We start from the raw sequence: 16,686 nt of genomic DNA on the forward strand, positions 1-16,686 counted from the left end.
GCGACGGAGACTCGACTGCCGAACTCGCGCGTACACTGCCGTCACTCCGACCCTACGGTTCACATTGCTAGGAACCGTTAGATCTCGTGGGCCTCGCATCGGCGTCTCCGTCCGGGCCGTAGAGCCGGGCGACATCGGGAGAGTCGAGCCATTTCGAGTAGGTGGGCGACTTCGGCCAGCCGTCGGGTGAATCCTGCCATTCCTCCTGGCGGCCCCACGGCAGGATGTCGACCAGCGCGAAGGTGTAGCTGAGCTGTTCGGTCCCCCGGCCGTCGGTGTGCCAGGTGCGGTAGACCGTGTCGCCGTCGCGGAGGAACACGTTCACCGCGAAGCCCCCTCCGGGCGGCGCGCCCACGTCGGCACCGAACGGGCTTTCCGACGAGGAGTACCAGTCCATTCTGTTGCCGACCTTGGCCTTGTAGGCCAGTGCTTCTTCGATGGGCCCGTTGGTGACGATGACGAAGCGGGCGTCGTAGTTGTCCAGGTGGCCCAGCCGGACGTACTGCGACGTCAGCTGCGTGCAGCCGCCGCACTGCCACTCCGCGCCATCGGACCACATGTGGTTGTAGACGATGAGCTGGGAGCGCCCGTCGAACACGTCGACCAGCCGGACGGGACCGTCCGGACCGATCAACGTGTAGTCCGGGAGCTCGACCATCGGCAGTCTGCGGCGTTGTGCGGCGATGGCGTCGAGTTCGCGGGTGGCGGCCTTCTCCCTCGTACGCAGCTCGTCGAGTGCGGCCTGCCAGGTCTGCCGGTCGACGACCGGGGGTAGGGCGCTGGCGGTTTGCTCGGTCATGGTGCCTCCCTGGTTCGGACGGATCTGCTCTGAAATATCGACCAGGGACGTCGGCGAAAGTCATCGCGCTCGGGTCCGGTCAGTCGAACTCACAGAGCCGCGCCTGGACCGAAACAACCGGAACACGGTCGGCGACGCTGCCCGGCCGCCGTGGAGAGCATGGGCGTCAGATGTCGGCGTCGGCGGACGGTCGCCGGGGTGCTGGGACAATGAGGAGCGGCAGGCAATGTCGGCCTGGAGAGAGGTGACCGATCGTGACAGATCTATCCGTATTCGCCGAGCTGGTGCCGCTGGATCATGGTCTGTGCGTGGTCAGTACGTTGCGAGGCGGCGGCGGCGTGCAGTCGTCGGTGGTCAACGCCGGGGTGCTGGACCATCCGGTGCGGAAGGAGCAGGTCGTCGGGTTCGTCGCCATCGGCGGCTCACGCAAGCTGGCTCACCTGCGCGCCGATCCCCGGATCACGATCGTCGTCCGGGCGGGCTGGCGCTGGGCGGCCGTCGAGGGGGAGGCCGAGCTCGTCGGCCCCGACGACCCGCGTCCCGAGATCGACGCCGAGGCGCTCCGTCTGCTCCTGCGGGACGTCTTCCTGGCCGCCGGCGGCACGCACGACGACTGGGACACCTACGACCGGGTGATGGCCGAGGAGCGGCGCACCGCGGTGCTGATCACCCCGCGCCGCGTCTACGCCAACCCGCCGTCCTGATCGCGGCCTGATGCCAGGCGCCCTTCAGAACCAGTACTCCTTGAGATAGGCCATGCCGAAGCAGACGACGGCCGGTACGAAGAACAGGAAAAGGCTCGGCCAGGCTGACCAATCCCACGTGAAGAGCATGACACCGAAGAGGTACATGCCGACCAGGGTGGACACCCCGCCTAAGAACAAGAAAGTCCATATGAACCTGCTGTGCCACATCGCCCGAAACCTCCTCGGCGCTAAGACGTGGCCGGCGATCGCGCAGTTCCACCGCTCGCATCACGGAAGGCCGGCCCCCGGCGATGAACGCACGGCGTAACGATTGGTATACCTCCGCCGACTGGGACGACGCAGCACGGGAATTGTTCGATGCGAAGATCCGCCGTTCGCGGCGGCCGTGGAGCAAGTGGCAGTACTTCCGCGGCAAAGCCAACGCCCTGTTCTTCTCCAAGGACCCGGACAAGATCGCGGCGGCAATCGAACTGCTGGGCCGGGCGCTGGTCGAGGTAGCGGGCATCGAACCGGATTGGGCCAGCGCGACCCACCACCGGCTCGGCGAGTTCGCCGAAGCGGTGGGGGACCTCGGCGCCGCCGAGGCGCACTACCGGCAGGCGATCGCGGCGTGCCCGCTCGCCGACCGGACGCTGGCCGGTCGGTCGAGCCCGGAGGAAGACCTGGCGAGGTTGCTCAACGCGCACGGCACCCGGCAGGCCGAGCAGGCCCGCGGCTGATTCATAGGGGTTCGAAGGCGAGCAGGTCGGCCTGTTGGGCGGCGAAGACCATGTCGCCTCCGGTGATGAGCTTCCATCCCAGGCCTCCTTCGCTGGGTTCTCGCGGGAACCGCCAGACGACTTTTCCGGTGGCGGTGTCCCAGCCGAACAGTCCCGCGGACGAGTCGCCGGTTTTCTTCGGGGTGAGAGGCTCGACTCCGGTGAAGAGGATGCCGCCGCAGACCGCGGAAGTGCTCGGCTCGCCCGAGAGCCTTGTGGTGCTCGTCCAGCGCGGTCGTCCGGTTTTGGCATCGATCGAGAATGCGGTGCCGCCGGGCGCGAAGGCGTAGAGGGCTCCCTGGGAGAGCGAGACCGCGGAGATCCCGCCCTGGACGTTGTGGTTCCAGCGTTGCCGACCCGTCGCGGCGTCGAACGCCCGTATTCCCGAGTCGTATGGCACATAGACCATGCCCGAGGAAGCCAGGAGGGGGCCGAAACGGTCGTCGACGGTTTGCTTCCACACGATCGAACCGTCGGTCACGTTGATGGCCAGCAGGCGGTGTTCCCCGTCGACGAAATAGAGGCGGTCGCCGGACAGCAGGAACCGGGTGCCAGGTCCCCACTCGACGGGGAGTGTCCAGCGTTCCTTGCCGCCGGTCAGCGTCCTGGCGCCGATGGCGTCCGTCCCCTTGGGAACGCTGTGCATCTGAAGGAAGGCGACACCGTCCCGCACGCCCAGGATGTCCCTGGGCTCATATTCGGCGAGCGGTGGAGGTTCGTCGATGAGACGTTTCTGGTCTCCGGTTTTCAGATCCAGTTCCTGAAGACCGAACTCGTTGAGCAGGACGGATGACGGACTGGCGGCGACCAGAGGCGTCGACCGCGCGAACAGGCCGGCGGAAGCCTGCCACAGCCGCTTGCCGGAGGCGGCGTCGAGCGCCTGCAGAGTGTCGTCCTCCCGGTACAGGAACGTGTTGCCGAGCCTGATCTGAGGATCGGCGTCCTCGTTTTTCGCGCGCACGGTCCATCGGTGTTCGACGCGCTCCTCATCCGCCCCTTCGCGCGTCGCCCAGGCCACGGCGGCGCCTCCGGTGACCGCCACGCTCGCGCCGCCGGCCAGAGCGGCGATGAGGAACCGGCGGCGGCCAAGCGAGGGCCGGTGCTGACGGAGCAGCGTCCTCATCTGGGTCTCACGCTCGCGGATGTCGCCGTTCAGCGGTCCAGCCGACCAGGCGACCAGCCCGGGAATGGCCTTGGGAACCGGGGCGGGGGCCATCGTCCGGGGAAGGGGGCGGCGGCGTGCGTCCTTGTCGAGGCAGGCGGAGATGAGCTCGCGAAGCGCGCCGGTGGGCACCGCCGTCAGATCCGGGGGGTCGTGCACGATGCGATGGAGCAGCACCGGGGTGGGACCGGTCCCGAACGGTCCCCGCCCGGTCGCGGCGAAGGTCAGTACGGCCCCGAGGGAGAAGACGTCGCTCGCCGGGCCGCTCTCCGTTCCGGTGACCGTCTCGGGTGCCATGTATCCGGCCGAGCCGACGAGAGCCCCCGTGGCGGTCAGCACGGAGTCGTCCGCCGAGCGGGAGATGCCGAAGTCGATCACCCTGGGACCGTCACCGGCGAGCAGGATGTTGGACGGTTTCAGATCGCGGTGGACGACGCCCGCGGCGTGGATGGACGCCAACGCCTCGGCCAGCCCCGCCGCCAGCCGGTCCAGGGCGGCCGCCGGCAGCGGGCCGTGGGCCTTGACGGCCTCGTCCAGCGACGGCCCCGCGACGAACTCGGTGGCCAGCCACGGCCGGGGAGCGTCGGCGTCGGCGTCGAGCACAGCGCAGGTGAACGCGCCGCCGACGCGGCGGGCGGCGCCGATCTCGCGGGCGAACCTGGCACGGAAGCCGGGCTGGTCGGCCAGATCCGGCCGGATCACCTTGACGGCGACGGCCCGGCCCCCGCGGGAACGCGCGAGGAACACGACTCCCATGCCGCCCGCGCCCAGGCGGGCGATGACCCGGTACGAACCGATCGTTTCGGGGTCTCCCGGTGCAAGAGGGTGCAACGTGTGAACTCCTCAGCGGTGCGTCGGCAGAGTCAGCCGCGGAAGGCGTACAGGTGAGCACCGTCGAAGGCGAAGACGGATTTGGCATCCGCCTGCAGCGTCCAACGGGTAGAGCGATCACCGGGCGTCTGGAGGTTCCACCGGACCGCGCCCGTCCTGGCGTCCAGCACGCAGAAGCCGGTCGAGGTGCGCTGCCCGTCGAACACCGCGGCCACCACCGCCGACGACGCGACCGGCCCCTGGCCCAGATCCTGGTACGAGACGACCGGAGCGGGGGCGCGGGTGTGCCAGCGCGGCGTTCCCGTCGCCGAGTCCAGGGCGAAGACGTCCTCGCCTGAGAAGTAGAACGCGGTGCCTTCTCCTACAGCGGCGTAGGCGTGCGCCGCGAACTTGGCATGTTCCTCAAGCTTCGTCGCCCACAGCCGCCGTCCGGCGAGATCGTAGGTGACCGCGCCTTCTGCGGTCGAGGTATAGAGCGATCGGGCGGACAGGGCCAGAGACGGTGTTCCGGTGGCCGCGGTGAGCGGTGTCCGCCATGACTCACGACCGTCGTTAAGGGCGAGCGCGTACAGGTCCGTCTCGGTGCGGACGTAGCAAGTGCCCTCGCCGACGACGATCCGCTCTTCCGCGGCGGCGATGTCCTTCTTCCAGGCCATGCGCCCCGTCCGGATGTCGAAGGCGGCCACGAACTCTCCGGATGACACCACGAGCAGGCCGCCGGCCCCTCCGATGATTCGTCCGGCCTTGTCCTGGAAGGCGGAGTACAACTCGGTGCTCTTGATCTGATGTTGCGTGCGACCTTTCACGGCATCGAGCACCTGGAGCCGATGATCCGGGGGACTGGCATAGATCTGAGATCCCGACAGCACCATTCCCGCCGGGGAGAGCTCCACAGACCACTTCCGGCGCCCGGTCGACGGGTCGATCGCCTCCAGTTCGGCGCCGGCCAGGTACACGTACTGCTTCCCGAGGACCAGCTGTGCGAACTGGCTCGGCCGATCTGGGCGGTGAGTCCACACCGGTGCGGGGCCTTTTCTTTCTCCCACGAGCGAGCCAGGGGCCTTCGCCGTTTCTGAGTCGCGGCCGGAGGTGCCGACGCGCCAGGCGGCCGTGCCCGCACCGCCCAAAAAGAGGGCAGCGGTCCCGCCCGCCAGTGTGATCGCACGGCGCCGGCCCATCCCGGTCTTCGCGGACGGCCGGGTCTCGGTTCCGGTCTGCGAGTCCAGGGAGGGGGCTGGGGGCGAGGCCTCCAAGTCCGCCAGCCGCCGCTCCCGCAGCGCCAGGTCCGCCCGGATCCCGGCCGAAAGCCAGCTCGCCGCATCGGCGGACGGGCCAGGCTCCAGCATGTCGAGCAGGTCCCGCGGCCGTGGCCGCCCGGCCGGCTCCTTGGCCAGGCACGCGCTCACCACGGGGAGCAGCGCGGGCGGGACTCCGTCCAGCGACGGCTCCGACCGGACGACCCGGTACAGCAGCGCATCCGCCGGTCCTCCGCCGAAGGGGCCCCGTCCCGTCGCCGCGAAGACGAGGAGACCGCCCAGCGAGAACACGTCGCTCGCGGCGGACAGCTCACCGCTGACATGCTCAGGCGACATGTAGGCCGGTGTTCCGACGGCCGAACCGGTCCGCGTCACCGCCGTTCCGTCCAGGACGCGGCTGATCCCGAAGTCGATCACCCGGGGACCGCCGGCCGTCAGCAGCACGTTGGACGGTTTCAGATCACGATGCACCAGCCCCGCGTCGTGCACGGCCAGGAGAGCCTCGGCCAGACCCATGCCCAGCGCCCGGACCCCCGCCTCGGTCATCGGCCCGTACGCGTCGATCGCCTCCTGCAGGGATGGGCCCGGTACGTACGCGGTCGCCAGCCAGGGAACCGGCCCAACGGTGTCGGCGTCCAGCACCGGCGTGGTGAACGCGCCGCTGACCATCCGGGCCGCCGCCACCTCGCGGCGGAACCGGGCACGGAACTCGGAATCCCCCGTGAACTCCGGTCTGATGACCTTCAGGGCGACCCATCGCCTGCCCGGGGAACGTGCCAGATAGACACGGCCCATGCCCCCGGCGCCCAACCGGGCCACGACCCTGTACGCCCCCATGGTGCCGGGATCGTCAGCCGTCAACGGCTGCATCCCCACTCCCTTCCCCCGATGCCCCCCACGCCGCGCCCGTCGCGGGTTCGGCGAACGCACTTTTAATGGAAGTGCCGTCGATCACCGAATGCGGCACCTTTGTACCAGAGTCATCCATTACGGTAAAGGCAGTCACGGTGGCGGTGCGGGCAGTTGCCGCCAGGCACACTCACTTCCCGGGCATGATCAGCCCAGGTGGTTCCGCCTTTCCACGGGAGTCGTCGCCGGGTCGGTGAAGTAGGCGTCGGTTTCGGGGTCCGCGGGGTAGTACGACTCGATCGCGATCTCGTCCAGCGTGATGTCCATCGGGGTGCCGAACGTGGTGATGGTCGAGAACAGCCGCAGTTCCCGGCCGTCCAGCCGGATGATCATCGGGATGACCACGTCGGACTCGACCGAGGTGCCCGGCTCCTCGGGGCCGGGGTCGAGGAGCTCCTCGTAGAGCGCGGCGCTCGCGGAACTGATCGGGACGGGCGACGTCGACGCGTTCGGGAAGCACCTGCGCGATGACTTCGTCCACCATCGGCCGGACTCGACCAGGAACAGGACGGAATGGCTCGCCGCCCTGCGCCACGCGCTCGGGCCGCTCGCCGGGATGCAGGTCGACATCCTCCATGTGGTGGCCGACGGGGACCGCGTGGTGATGCACTCGCGGCGCCGGCTCCCCGGCGGGCCGGAGATCGTGGTCGTCGACGTCCTGCGTGTCCAGGACGGCCAGGTCGCCGAGGTCTGGGAGATCATCGAGCCGGTGGCGCAGGCGGCCGCCCATCTGCAGTGGTGGAAGACCGCCCACCGCTGACCGGACGCGACCCGGCCTCAGAACCCTCCGGGGCCTTCGATGTATCGGGCCAGCCACGCCGCCACGTACGGGCGCGGATAGGCGTCCAGGTCGTTCCTGTAGTGCTCGGGCGCGAGCAGGCGGTCGTGCGGGAAAGGGCCGTCCCCGTAGTCGTAGGTCACGGTCGTCTCGCCGCGGTCGGTGGCGGTCAGCATCAGCCGCCACCACGGCCCGGCCGGCCCGTACGCCGTGGCGTCCCGCTGGTCGCGGACGAGCTCGGCGACCGATTCCGGCACCGGGGCGACGACCGAACCCCGGGGGGTCGAGAACCGCAGGTGGGAGATCTCGGCGGAGACGGTGAACGCGAAATCGGCCCACAGCCACTGCCATCCGGGCGGCCCGAGCAGGGCCAGCTGATGCACGATCGGCTCGATCCGCTGCACGGCCTCGACACCGATCTCGTTCTCGTGGTCGATGGCGCCGCGGCCGACGATGTGGAAGTCGTCGACGGCCGCCCGGTCGTCAGGCCCGTCCTCCGCCAGCCACCGCGCGAAATCCTCCATGTACTCGTCGGCGTTCAATCCGGCCCGGGGAGGACGGGGAACGCGTTCCCGCGCGGTGGACTGGTCGCGGGCATCCGGCGGAGGGTCCGAGGACGACACCTCTTCGACGAGGCCGGACTCGCCCACGAGGAATACCAGCCGAGCCATCGGCGAGTCCCGGAACGCCACGGGGTTGTTCTCGTCGGCGTCCAGCGACGCGTACACGCACCAGCCGCCCTCATAGCGATCCGCCACCAGTCCCTCGGTGGGGTAATCCAGGTCGCGCGACCTGATCCTGTCCACCACCAAGGCGATCGCCTGCGCCGCGTCCATCCGGTCGGCCTCCCGCGTGTCGGTCAGAGGTGACCCTATGTGACAAGGTAAAGGCGGGGAAAGTCCCATTCGGTAGACGTGCCGGGCGGCGCATCTCACAGTGCGGCCACCTTTCGGACGCGGTTGCGATCGATCACCCTGGACGGGTGGAGGTCAGCTTCCAAGAGGACCACATCTGCTTTCTGCGCTACGACTTCCGCGGCGCCACCGTGTACCCCAGTGGAATGGTCACTCCCGGGCGGGTCCGTGACGCCGACTGGAAGGCCGTCCGGCCCGAAATCCGGACGCCGCATGGCGAGACCCTGTTCATTCCCCATGACCAGGCGGCCGATCTGGAGGCGTTCTGCCATCGGCACGGCATCGCCCGGAGATCCCGTCCCGACACTTGGGATGATCTGCTCGAACCGTTCCTCGATACCTGGCACGACCCCGAAGACGAGCGCGCCACCCTCGAACGGCTGCGCGAAGCCGGGTTCTCTCCGGACGAGGTCGCCGGCATACGGCAGCGGCTCACGCCCCTCATGCTCGCCTACAACTTCGACGCGATGGTCTGGGAATGGACCTGCCTCGGCCTGTTCGACCTGCTCACCGCCGCCAACGCCCCGGTCGTCGAACCAGGCCTGCAAAGGGCGCTCGGCGACCCCGTGGCGTTCTACGAGTGGACCATGGAGATCGCCGAACGGCACCGCTGAGCAGCGCCGGCCCGGTTCAGGTGAGCGCTTCGCGCTGCGCCCTGGTGAGGCGTGCCACCACCAGGTCGTAGGAGTGGTCGATCATCTCCAGCACTGTTCGTGCCACCGCGCACGGTGTTCATGCGTCCGATGCGCCGCTCCAGGCCGGGCCGCCGTGGAGAAGGGGGAAAGTGATGGCGATCACGCCAACTTTTTCGGCGCGCATTTCTGATCATGCGTTTCGATCTCCGTGCGGGAAAAGGGTCCGAACCAATCAGGGGCCGGTCTCATCGTACTGAGGTATAAGGGGGGCGCGGTTCCAGGCTGAGGGTCGGGTAAGCCGCCGTGTCGTAATGGTGGCGGGTGCCGGCCTCGGGGCGATGGCCGTCCGACGCCGGAGCGGCGCGGCGGCGTCATGACCGGCGTCCGGTGGCGGTCTTCCAGGTAGGTACCGGCAAGCGGGTGAGAGAGGCATGAGGAGAAAGGTCGGGCTGCGGGCGGCGGCGCTGGTTCTGCTGACCGGCGGCGCACTCGTGGTGGGTTTGGGGCTGCGCGGTCCGGGGGGTCCGCCGCAGCCGCCCGCGTGGGCGGCGACCCCCCGTCCGGTCGATCACCACGGGCCGGTGCTGCCCCGCTCGGTGCCCGTCCAGGTGACCGTCCCGTCGATCGGCGTCCGGGCGCCGCTGACGCGGCTCGGCCTGGCCCCCGACGGCTCGGTGCAGGTCCCGCCGGCCGACCGGCCGGACGAGGCCGGCTGGTACACCGGCGGCGCGGCCCCCGGAGAGCGCGGCGCCGCCGTGATCCTGGGCCATGTCGACTCCACGGACTTCGGCGCGGTCTTCTACGACCTGGGCCGGGTCAGGCCCGGGCACCGCGTCGAGGTGGAACGCGCGGACGGTCAGGTGGCCGTGTTCACCGTCGAGTCCGTGGAGCGGGTCGCCAAGGACCGGTTCCCCACCCGGCGCGTCTACGGCCCGCTCGACCACGCCGGCCTCCGCCTCGTCACCTGCGGCGGCTCGTTCGACCGGGAGAAGCGCGGCTACCGCGACAACATCATCGTCTACGCGTCCCAGACGGCCGTCCGCCAAGGTCCGTGACCGGCGCCCGTCAGTGTCGCCGGAGCGCCCACGGGCGGCGGTACCTGACCAGGGTCGCGAGCAGGACGAGGGTCAGCATGAGCGCGCCGCCGTCGGTGATGAGGGACGGGAGCAGCCCGGCCGGCCCGTAGGCGTCCGACACGGCCTGGAACATCTCCGCCGGGATCATGCCGAACGGTCCGGCCGCCTGGGTCGCGTTCACCAGGAGGGCGACCCAGAAGACCCAGGCACGGCCGCGCAGGGCGAGCATCCCGAGGGCGTTCCCCACGGCGTAGATCGCGCCGACGATGCGAAAGCCGGTGAGGAAGCCGGGCGCGGCATCGGCGGCCTCGGCGGGCGGCTTGCCCGCCAACCGCATCGTCGCCTCCATCGTGTCGGGGTTCATGACGACGAAGCCGTGCAGCAGGGTGCCGGCGGTGAACACCAGCGAACAGGCGAAGACGAGGATCTGCAGCCGGCGCGTCCATACGGTCGCGGTCATGGGCGGCTCCTTTGAGATGTCGGAATCCGCCTCATCCTCGGGACCGGCGCCGGAAAGGTCGTCGTACGGCGGACGGCTTCCGCCGCTACCGCGCGCGAAGTAGGCGGGCGCCCCGGAAGCGCCGCGTACTACGGGGGAAGTAGCCGCGGCATGGTCCGAGCGCCGGACGACGGCGGCGCCGCCGGGCATTACCGTCGGCCACGTGGAGCAGTTGAGAAAGCACACCGACCTGGTGGGGGCGTGCGCGCTGGCGGTCGCGCTCGTCGCGGGGACGCTGGCGGTGCCGAGCCAGGACGGCCGGGACGAGCCCTTCGGGCCGCTCGGGTTCGTCCTGCTGGTCCTGCCGGCGCTGGCGGTGGCCGCGCGGCGGCGCGCCCCGGCGGCGGTGGCCGCCGGGACGAGCCTCGCGGCCGTCGCCTACTACGCCCTGGACAACCAGGGGATCTTCGCCGCGGCCCCCGCCGCCATCGGGATCTACACGCTGATGGGCACGGGCGCGCGGGTGGCCGCCGCGGTGACCGCCGCGTTCCTGGCGGGCTCGATCTTCGCGATCGAGGCGGCGCGGCGGGCCGACGACCACGCCGGGTTCTTCTGGATCGCGGGGTGGGCCGCGGCGATGCTCGTCCTCGGGGAGCTGACCAGGAACCGCCGGGACTACCTGCGGCTGGTGGAGCAGCGGGCCGCCGAGGCCGAGCGCACACGGGAGGAGGCGGCGCTGCGCAGGGCGGGCGAGGAGCGGCTCTGGATCGCGCAGGAACTGCACGACGCTCTCACGCACAGCATCTCGGTCATCAACGTGCAGGCCGGCGTCGCCGTGCACCTGATCGACCGCGACCCCGCGCGCAGCCGTGCGGCGCTGGGTGCGGTGAAGGAGGCCGGGCGGGAGGCGATGCGCGAGCTGCGCGACACGCTGGGCGCCCTGCGCCAGGTCGACGGGGACGGCGCCGTCCCCGGATTCGACCGGCTTCCGCGGCTGGTCGAGCGGTCCCGGGCCGCCGGGCTGGTCACGACGTACCGGGTGCGCGGCGAACCGCGCCCGGTACCGGACGAGGCCGGACGCGCCGCCTACCGCATCGTCCAGGAGGCGCTGACCAACGTGCTCCGCCATGCCGGGCACGTGCCGGTCTCGGTGGTCGTCGCCCACGAACCAGGCAGGATCGTTCTGGAGGTGGACAACGACCCGGGCGCGGACGTGCCGCCGCGTGCCACCGAGAGCGGGATGGGACTGATCGGCATGCGGGAGCGCGCGATGGCGGTGGGCGGCTCGCTGGCGGCCGGACCGGCGCCGGACGGCGGGTTCCGCGTGTGGGCGGAGCTCCCCCTGTGATCCGGACGGTCCTCGCCGACGACCAGCCGCTGATCCGGGGCGGCTTCCGGGCGCTGCTCGACTCCGAGGGGGACATCACCGTCGTGGGCGAGGCCGGGGACGGCGCCGAGGCGGTGGACCTCGTCCGCCGGCACCGTCCCGACGTGGTCCTGCTCGACGTCCGGATGCCGCTGCTGGACGGCATCGCCGCCACCCGTGAGATCGCCGCCGACCCGGACCTGGCCGGGGTGAGCATCGTCATCCTCACCAACTACGCGATCGACGAGTACGTGTTCGCGGCGCTGCGCGCGGGCGCCGCCGGGTTCCTCGTCAAGGACATCGAACCCGGCGAGCTCATCGGCTCGGTGCGCGTCGCGGCCCGCGGGGACGCGCTGCTCGCCCCCGCCGTGACGCGCCGCCTCATCGAGGAGTTCGTCGCGACGCCCCCGCGCCCGCCCGCGCCGCCCGCGCTCGGGACGCTCACGCAGCGCGAGCGGGAGGTGATGGCGCTGGTCGCCGCCGGGATGTCCAACGAGGAGATCGCGGCGCATCTGACGATCAGCCACCTCACCGCCAAGACGCACGTGAGCCGTGCGATGACCAAGCTCGGCGCGCGCGACCGCGCGCAGCTCGTCGTCCACGCCTACGAGTCCGGGCTCGTCTCGCCCGGAGGACACCTCAAACAGCCGTGATGGGGGCGATGCGCGGCGAGGCCAGGCGCCGGTAGTCGTCCGTGGCCAGGGCGATCGAGCGGTCCAGCCGCGCGGCGTTTGAAGTACAGCTCGGGCGCCTGGAGCAGCGCCGGGTCGGCGATGACCTCCAGCCGGGGGTGGTAGCTGAACGGCAGCACGGTGCCGCTGACGCTTCCGGCCAGTTCCTCGGCTCTGTCCCGGCCGGCGAACGCGACATAGGTGCCGTCCAGCAGGGCCTTGACGGCCTGCAGGTCCAGGCGTGCGTCACCGGGCACCACGGCCAGCACGTACCGGCTCTTCTTCTTGCCGACCTTGACCATGACGACCAGGCATTTGGCGGCGTGGGCGACGTCGTGGCCGCGCATCTCGCTGACCACCTCGGTCCGCCCCTCGGGCGGGTGGTCGATCAGCCGGTAGCGCGCGCCCGCCGCGTCCAGATCCGCGACCAGCCGCTCGTACAGGTCCGCGCGCTCGGCGGCCGCGACGCCGCCCGCTCCGCCCTCACCACTCACCGCTCAGCGCCCCCTTGGCCTCGGCGATCCGGTCCTCGTCCCGCCGGTAGAACACCCACTGCTTGATCTTCGTGCCGTGGACGAGCCCCGCCCGCGAGAGCACGCGCAGGTGCTCGCCGCAGGTCGGCTGGCTCACGCCCAGCTTCTGGGCGATGAACAGCGAGCAGACCCCGTCCCGGACGAGGTCGCCGTCCCGCTGCGGAGGGAAGTGCCGCTCCGGATCGCGCAGCCACTCCAGGATCAGCAGCCGCTTGTCGTTGGCCAGCGCCTTCACCAGCTCCACGTCCAGCATGCGGCCCAGTATGGCACTTAGCTTTTTTGCTTTCTAGTGCCAGTGCGTCATTCGAGCATGTCGGTCTGGTGCGTGATGGCGCTGCGCACCAGGGCGACCGTGACCTCGGCCTGCCGCAGTGCCGCTTCCGCCGACACCTCCCGGACGTAGCGCCCCGAGCCGGTGAGGACGCGCCGCGGATCCTCCAGCAACGCCCCCTTGACCCCGCCACGCTAGCGATGACAACCCGTGGTTGTGGCGGGTGCGCGGCGGTTGTTTGATCATCCGCCCGCCGCCCGGTTGGATCCCTGGAGCCGGCATCGATGCGGGGAGGGGTGCGCGGGCCATGGGGGAAAGCCGGTCGCTGGGACGGCCGTTCGGGTGGCTCTGGGCGGCCTACGCGACGAGCACGTTCGGGACGTATCTCGCCTTCGACGCGTTTCCCCTGATCGCCATCGTGGTTCTGGACGCGGGACCGGCCCGGGTGTCGCTGCTGGCCGCCGCGGGGCTGCTGGTGGGGGCGGCCCTCGCGGTCCCGCTCGGCCCCTGGATCGAGGTGCGCCGCAAGCGGCCGGTGATGGTCGCCATGGACCTCGTCCGGTGCGCCGCGCTGCTGACCGTCCCGGCCGCGTACGTGCTCGGCGCGCTCACCTTCGGCCAACTCGTGGTTGTGTCGATCCTCGTCGGCGCGGCCGACATCGCCTTCACGGCGGCGAGCGGCGCCTGCCTGAAGGCGCTCGTCCGGCCGGACGACCTGCTCGCCGCCAACGGGCGGTTCGAGTCGACGCTGTGGACCGCGACGATGCTCGGCCCGCCGCTCGGCGGGGTCGCGATCGGGGCGTTCGGGCCGGTGACGACCGTGGCGGCCAACGCGGTCAGTTTCCTGCTGTCGGCGGCGGGCATCCGCGCGATCGGCGGGACGGAACCGCGCCCGGCGCGGGCCCGCGGGACCCGCCTGCGGGCCGGGGACCTGCTCGAAGGGTGGCGGCACATCCTGACCGACCCGGCGCTGCGACCGCTCTTCCTCAACGTGATCCTCGTCAACGGGCTGATCATGGCGACCGCGCCGGTGCTGGCCGTGCTGATGCTCGGCCGCCTCGGATTCGCGCCGTGGCAGTACGCCCTGGCGTTCGCCGTCCCCTGCGCCGGCGGCCTCCTCGGGTCGCGCCTGGCGGGCCCGCTCGTCGCCCGGTTCGGGCGGCGCCGGGTCATGCTCGCCTCCGGAACCCTGCGCGCGTGCTGGCTGCTCGGGCTTCCGTTCGTCCAGCCCGGCGCCGCCGGGATCGCCCTGGTCATCGCCGTCGAGTTCGGCCTGATCACCTGCGTGGGCGTGTTCAACCCGCTGTTCGCCACGTACCGCCTGGAGCGGACGCCGCCGGACCGGGTCGCGCGCGTGCTCTCCGCGTGGTCGGTCACCGGCAAGCTCACGATGGCGGGCCTGACCGCTCTGTGGGGCGTGCTGGCCGGCGTCACCGGCCCCCGCCTCGCGATCGCGGCGGCGGGCGTCCTCCTCCTCGCGACGCCGCTGCTGCTCCTCCGTGCCGCGCGGGTGCCGCCGGAGCCGGAACAGGCCCTCAGTCCGACGCCTTGACGCAGGTCAGACCCGGTGCGAGCGTGAGAAGTGATGGTGAAAGGGGGACCCATCATGCCGGAAATCAAGAGCATCGAGAAGCCGGACGATCGGCGCGACTTCCCGCGGGGGCACCTCGAAGTCGTCAACCTCACCGGGCTGACCTTCGGGAAGGCCACCTTCGAGCCCGGATGGCGGTGGACGGAGTCCGTCAGGGACATCGCGGGGACCGACCTCTGCGAGGTGCACCACAACGGGTACATCGTCTCGGGCCGGCTGCGCATCCTCATGCGCGACGGCGCCGAGGGCGAGCTCGGCCCCGGTGACGTGTTCGTCATCCCGCCCGGCCACGACGCCTGGGTCGTCGGCGACGAACCCTGCGTCGCGCTCGACTTCGCCGGCCACATCGGCGAGTACGCGAGGGCGTCCGGCTCCTAGGAGACGTCGGCCGCGCCGCGGGGCCGGGGGCACCCGGCAGGTGCGCCCGGCCCCGGTCCGTCATGCGGGATTGCGGCGCCGGTAGTGGCGGGCGACGCGGACGCGGTTGCCGCAGCGGGCCGCCGAGCACCACCGGCGGCGAGGGTGGGCGGGCAGGAACAGCATCACGCAGTCTTCGGCCGCGCACTGCCGGATCCGGGTGACCGCCGGATCGGCCAGCAGAGCGGCGGCGGCCTCGGCGAGCCAGCCGGCCGCCCGCTCCCCGGCCCGCCCGGTACGGCGGCGGGTCGCGGTGACCGTCCCGCCGTCCCAGGCCAGCTCGGCGATGGCGGGCGCGGTGCGCTGAGCCCGGTTCAGAGCCTCCAGGTCCTGCGGTGCGGGCGGTTCGCCGTGGCGGGCTCGGTCGAGGGCGCGGGCGGTGTGCTCCCGGACGTCCCGCACGGCGGCGAGGTCGCGGGCCGTCAGGTCGGCGGCGGCGAGCTCCCGCGCCTCGCCGAACCGGGCGGCCTCCAGGCGCAGCCAGGCGCCCAGGTCGTCGGGGGTCGCGAGCAGGTCACCGCCGGCCGGGCGGGTGTTGACCAGGTCGAGGGCCGGCGGCTCCCCGATCAGCGGGGCGGCATCGCTCATGTCGCTAACGGTACATCCTCCAGTTGACGCATTAGGTCTTCTGTGCCTATATCTAATGCATCTTCTTTATTGAAAGGCATTAGCGATGCTCTCGATCGCCCGCACCGCCCACCGGTACGCCGACGTCGGCGGCGTCAGCGTCTTCTACCGCGAGTCCCTGCCGGAGCGGGAGGACGCGCCCGTGCTGCTCCTGCTGCACGGCTTCCCGTCGGCCTCGCACCAGTTCCGCCGGCTCATCGACGCCCTCGGCGCCCGGTACCGGCTGATCGCCCCCGACTACCCGGGCTTCGGGCACACCCGGGTGCCGGACGGGTTCACCTACTCCTTCGACCGCCTCGCCGACGTCATCGAGGGTTTCGTCGAGCGGCTCGGCCTCACGCGCTTCGCCCTGTACATGTTCGACTTCGGCGCCCCGGTCGGCTTCCGGCTGGCCGAGCGGCATCCCGGACGGATCGCGGGGCTGGTCGTGCAGAACGGCAACGCCTACACCGAGGGGCTGTCCGACGGCGCCCGCGAGTTCATCGCCCTGCGCCCCGAGACGCCCGGAGCGGAGAAGACCGTCCGCGACCTGCTGTCGCCCGAGGGCACCCGGAGCCAGTACGAGACCGGTGTCACCGACCCCGCGTCGCTCGCCCCCGACGGCTGGACGCTCGACCAGCACTTCCTCGACCTGCCCGGCCGCAAGGAGGCGCAGGTGGCGCTCGCGTTCGACTACCACACCAACGTCGAGCGCTACGGGCGCTGGCAGGCGTGGCTGCGCGAGCACACCCCGCCGACCCTCATCACGTGGGGTGCCGACGACCCGTTCTTCCCGGAGCCCGGCGCCCGCGCCTACCTGCGGGACGTTCCCGACGCCGAACTCCACCTCTTCCGCACCGGCCACTTCGCCCTCGAAACGCACCTCCCCGAGATCGCCCCGCTGGTCGCCGCCTTCCTCGACCGCACCTGGACGTAGCCCCGGCCTGGCGAGAGTTGACGAGGCCGG

General features: G+C 71.2%; 21 protein-coding genes. 10 read left to right on the plus strand and 11 right to left on the minus strand.

The features are described from left to right. Nucleotides 1-67: 67 nt before the first annotated feature. Nucleotides 68-799 carry a DUF899 family protein gene (locus tag ABGB11_RS32370; RefSeq protein WP_347639120.1) on the minus strand — a complete coding sequence of 244 codons (732 nt, stop codon included), beginning with the start codon at nucleotides 797-799 and terminating at the stop codon, nucleotides 68-70. A gap of 254 nt (nucleotides 800-1,053) precedes the next feature. Between ABGB11_RS32370 and ABGB11_RS32375 the strand changes: the two genes are divergently transcribed. After that, nucleotides 1,054-1,503, plus strand: a complete 450-nt coding sequence (locus ABGB11_RS32375) for a TIGR03618 family F420-dependent PPOX class oxidoreductase (RefSeq protein ID WP_347639122.1) — start codon at nucleotides 1,054-1,056, stop codon at nucleotides 1,501-1,503. A gap of 24 nt (nucleotides 1,504-1,527) precedes the next feature. Here the strand turns inward: ABGB11_RS32375 and ABGB11_RS32380 are convergent, their stop codons facing one another. Continuing rightward, the gene (locus ABGB11_RS32380) at nucleotides 1,528-1,668 is read right to left on the minus strand and encodes a hypothetical protein (RefSeq protein ID WP_347639124.1); all 141 of its coding nucleotides are present in this window, start codon (nucleotides 1,666-1,668) and stop codon (nucleotides 1,528-1,530) included. Between the two features lie 128 nt (nucleotides 1,669-1,796). Here ABGB11_RS32380 and ABGB11_RS32385 point away from each other — a divergent pair, with 128 nt between their 5' ends. Next, nucleotides 1,797-2,225: a hypothetical protein gene (locus ABGB11_RS32385; RefSeq protein WP_347639126.1), complete on the plus strand. Its 429-nt coding sequence runs from the start codon at nucleotides 1,797-1,799 to the stop codon at nucleotides 2,223-2,225. 1 nt (nucleotide 2,226) lies between these two features. On the opposite strand, the gene ABGB11_RS32390 is transcribed toward ABGB11_RS32385, so the two are convergent. From ABGB11_RS32390 to ABGB11_RS32400, 3 genes are all read right to left on the minus strand, one after another. Then, nucleotides 2,227-4,257 (minus strand): PQQ-binding-like beta-propeller repeat protein, encoded by a 2,031-nt coding sequence (locus tag ABGB11_RS32390; RefSeq protein WP_347639128.1) that lies wholly within the window; start codon nucleotides 4,255-4,257, stop codon nucleotides 2,227-2,229. A gap of 32 nt (nucleotides 4,258-4,289) precedes the next feature. Then, entirely contained in the window at nucleotides 4,290-6,383 is a 2,094-nt protein-coding gene (locus ABGB11_RS32395; protein WP_347639130.1) for a PQQ-binding-like beta-propeller repeat protein, read from the minus strand. Between the two features lie 186 nt (nucleotides 6,384-6,569). Next, nucleotides 6,570-6,992, minus strand: coding sequence for a hypothetical protein (locus tag ABGB11_RS32400; RefSeq protein ID WP_347639132.1), 423 nt, complete (start codon nucleotides 6,990-6,992; stop codon nucleotides 6,570-6,572). On the opposite strand from ABGB11_RS32400, the gene ABGB11_RS32405 reads away from it, so the two are divergent. Continuing rightward, nucleotides 6,883-7,182, plus strand: a complete 300-nt coding sequence (locus tag ABGB11_RS32405; protein WP_347639261.1) for a nuclear transport factor 2 family protein — start codon at nucleotides 6,883-6,885, stop codon at nucleotides 7,180-7,182. The genes ABGB11_RS32400 and ABGB11_RS32405 overlap by 110 nt on opposite strands. Before the next feature lie 17 nt (nucleotides 7,183-7,199). On the opposite strand, the gene ABGB11_RS32410 is transcribed toward ABGB11_RS32405, so the two are convergent. Beyond that, nucleotides 7,200-8,036, minus strand: a complete 837-nt coding sequence (locus ABGB11_RS32410; RefSeq protein ID WP_347639134.1) for a hypothetical protein — start codon at nucleotides 8,034-8,036, stop codon at nucleotides 7,200-7,202. Between the two features lie 146 nt (nucleotides 8,037-8,182). Between ABGB11_RS32410 and ABGB11_RS32415 the strand changes: the two genes are divergently transcribed. Both ABGB11_RS32415 and ABGB11_RS32420 read left to right on the plus strand, forming a co-directional pair. Continuing rightward, nucleotides 8,183-8,728: a hypothetical protein gene (locus ABGB11_RS32415; RefSeq protein ID WP_347639136.1), complete on the plus strand. Its 546-nt coding sequence runs from the start codon at nucleotides 8,183-8,185 to the stop codon at nucleotides 8,726-8,728. 452 nt (nucleotides 8,729-9,180) lie between these two features. Next, a complete protein-coding gene (locus ABGB11_RS32420) occupies nucleotides 9,181-9,804 on the plus strand; it encodes a class F sortase (protein ID WP_347639138.1) in 624 nt (207 codons plus the stop codon). 10 nt (nucleotides 9,805-9,814) lie between these two features. Here ABGB11_RS32420 and ABGB11_RS32425 read toward each other — a convergent pair whose 3' ends face one another. Further along, nucleotides 9,815-10,285 carry a hypothetical protein gene (locus tag ABGB11_RS32425; RefSeq protein WP_347639140.1) on the minus strand — a complete coding sequence of 157 codons (471 nt, stop codon included), beginning with the start codon at nucleotides 10,283-10,285 and terminating at the stop codon, nucleotides 9,815-9,817. A 202-nt stretch (nucleotides 10,286-10,487) separates the two neighbouring features. Here ABGB11_RS32425 and ABGB11_RS32430 point away from each other — a divergent pair, with 202 nt between their 5' ends. Together ABGB11_RS32430 and ABGB11_RS32435 are read left to right on the plus strand one after the other, a co-directional pair. Beyond that, nucleotides 10,488-11,612: a histidine kinase gene (locus ABGB11_RS32430; RefSeq protein ID WP_347639142.1), complete on the plus strand. Its 1,125-nt coding sequence runs from the start codon at nucleotides 10,488-10,490 to the stop codon at nucleotides 11,610-11,612. Next, on the plus strand, nucleotides 11,609-12,283 hold the full coding sequence (locus tag ABGB11_RS32435; RefSeq protein WP_347639144.1) for a response regulator transcription factor: 675 nt from the start codon (nucleotides 11,609-11,611) through the stop codon (nucleotides 12,281-12,283). Before ABGB11_RS32430 ends, ABGB11_RS32435 begins: the two co-directional genes overlap by 4 nt. Here ABGB11_RS32435 and ABGB11_RS32440 read toward each other — a convergent pair. From ABGB11_RS32440 to ABGB11_RS32450, 3 genes are read right to left on the minus strand one after another with little or no spacing between them, the layout of a single operon-like run. After that, on the minus strand, nucleotides 12,235-12,795 hold the full coding sequence (locus tag ABGB11_RS32440) for a YbaK/EbsC family protein (protein ID WP_347639146.1): 561 nt from the start codon (nucleotides 12,793-12,795) through the stop codon (nucleotides 12,235-12,237). The genes ABGB11_RS32435 and ABGB11_RS32440 overlap by 49 nt on opposite strands. After that, nucleotides 12,785-13,087 (minus strand): helix-turn-helix domain-containing protein, encoded by a 303-nt coding sequence (locus ABGB11_RS32445; RefSeq protein ID WP_347639148.1) that lies wholly within the window; start codon nucleotides 13,085-13,087, stop codon nucleotides 12,785-12,787. Before ABGB11_RS32445 ends, ABGB11_RS32440 begins: the two co-directional genes overlap by 11 nt. A gap of 47 nt (nucleotides 13,088-13,134) precedes the next feature. Then, nucleotides 13,135-13,278, minus strand: a complete 144-nt coding sequence (locus ABGB11_RS32450; RefSeq protein ID WP_347639150.1) for a hypothetical protein — start codon at nucleotides 13,276-13,278, stop codon at nucleotides 13,135-13,137. A 134-nt stretch (nucleotides 13,279-13,412) separates the two neighbouring features. Here ABGB11_RS32450 and ABGB11_RS32455 point away from each other — a divergent pair, with 134 nt between their 5' ends. Then, a complete protein-coding gene (locus tag ABGB11_RS32455) occupies nucleotides 13,413-14,657 on the plus strand; it encodes an MFS transporter (RefSeq protein ID WP_347639152.1) in 1,245 nt (414 codons plus the stop codon). Nucleotides 14,658-14,711: 54 nt separating this feature from the next. After that, nucleotides 14,712-15,074 (plus strand): cupin domain-containing protein, encoded by a 363-nt coding sequence (locus ABGB11_RS32460; protein ID WP_347639154.1) that lies wholly within the window; start codon nucleotides 14,712-14,714, stop codon nucleotides 15,072-15,074. Nucleotides 15,075-15,134: 60 nt separating this feature from the next. Here the strand turns inward: ABGB11_RS32460 and ABGB11_RS32465 are convergent, their stop codons facing one another. Then, nucleotides 15,135-15,701 carry an ABATE domain-containing protein gene (locus tag ABGB11_RS32465; protein WP_347639156.1) on the minus strand — a complete coding sequence of 189 codons (567 nt, stop codon included), beginning with the start codon at nucleotides 15,699-15,701 and terminating at the stop codon, nucleotides 15,135-15,137. Between the two features lie 85 nt (nucleotides 15,702-15,786). Between ABGB11_RS32465 and ABGB11_RS32470 the strand changes: the two genes are divergently transcribed. After that, on the plus strand, nucleotides 15,787-16,656 hold the full coding sequence (locus tag ABGB11_RS32470) for an alpha/beta hydrolase (protein WP_347639158.1): 870 nt from the start codon (nucleotides 15,787-15,789) through the stop codon (nucleotides 16,654-16,656). Nucleotides 16,657-16,686: the final 30 nt, after the last annotated feature.

Source organism: Actinomadura sp. B10D3 (assembly GCF_039871695.1).
Classification (GTDB): Bacteria; Actinomycetota; Actinomycetes; order Streptosporangiales; family Streptosporangiaceae; genus Spirillospora; species Spirillospora madurae.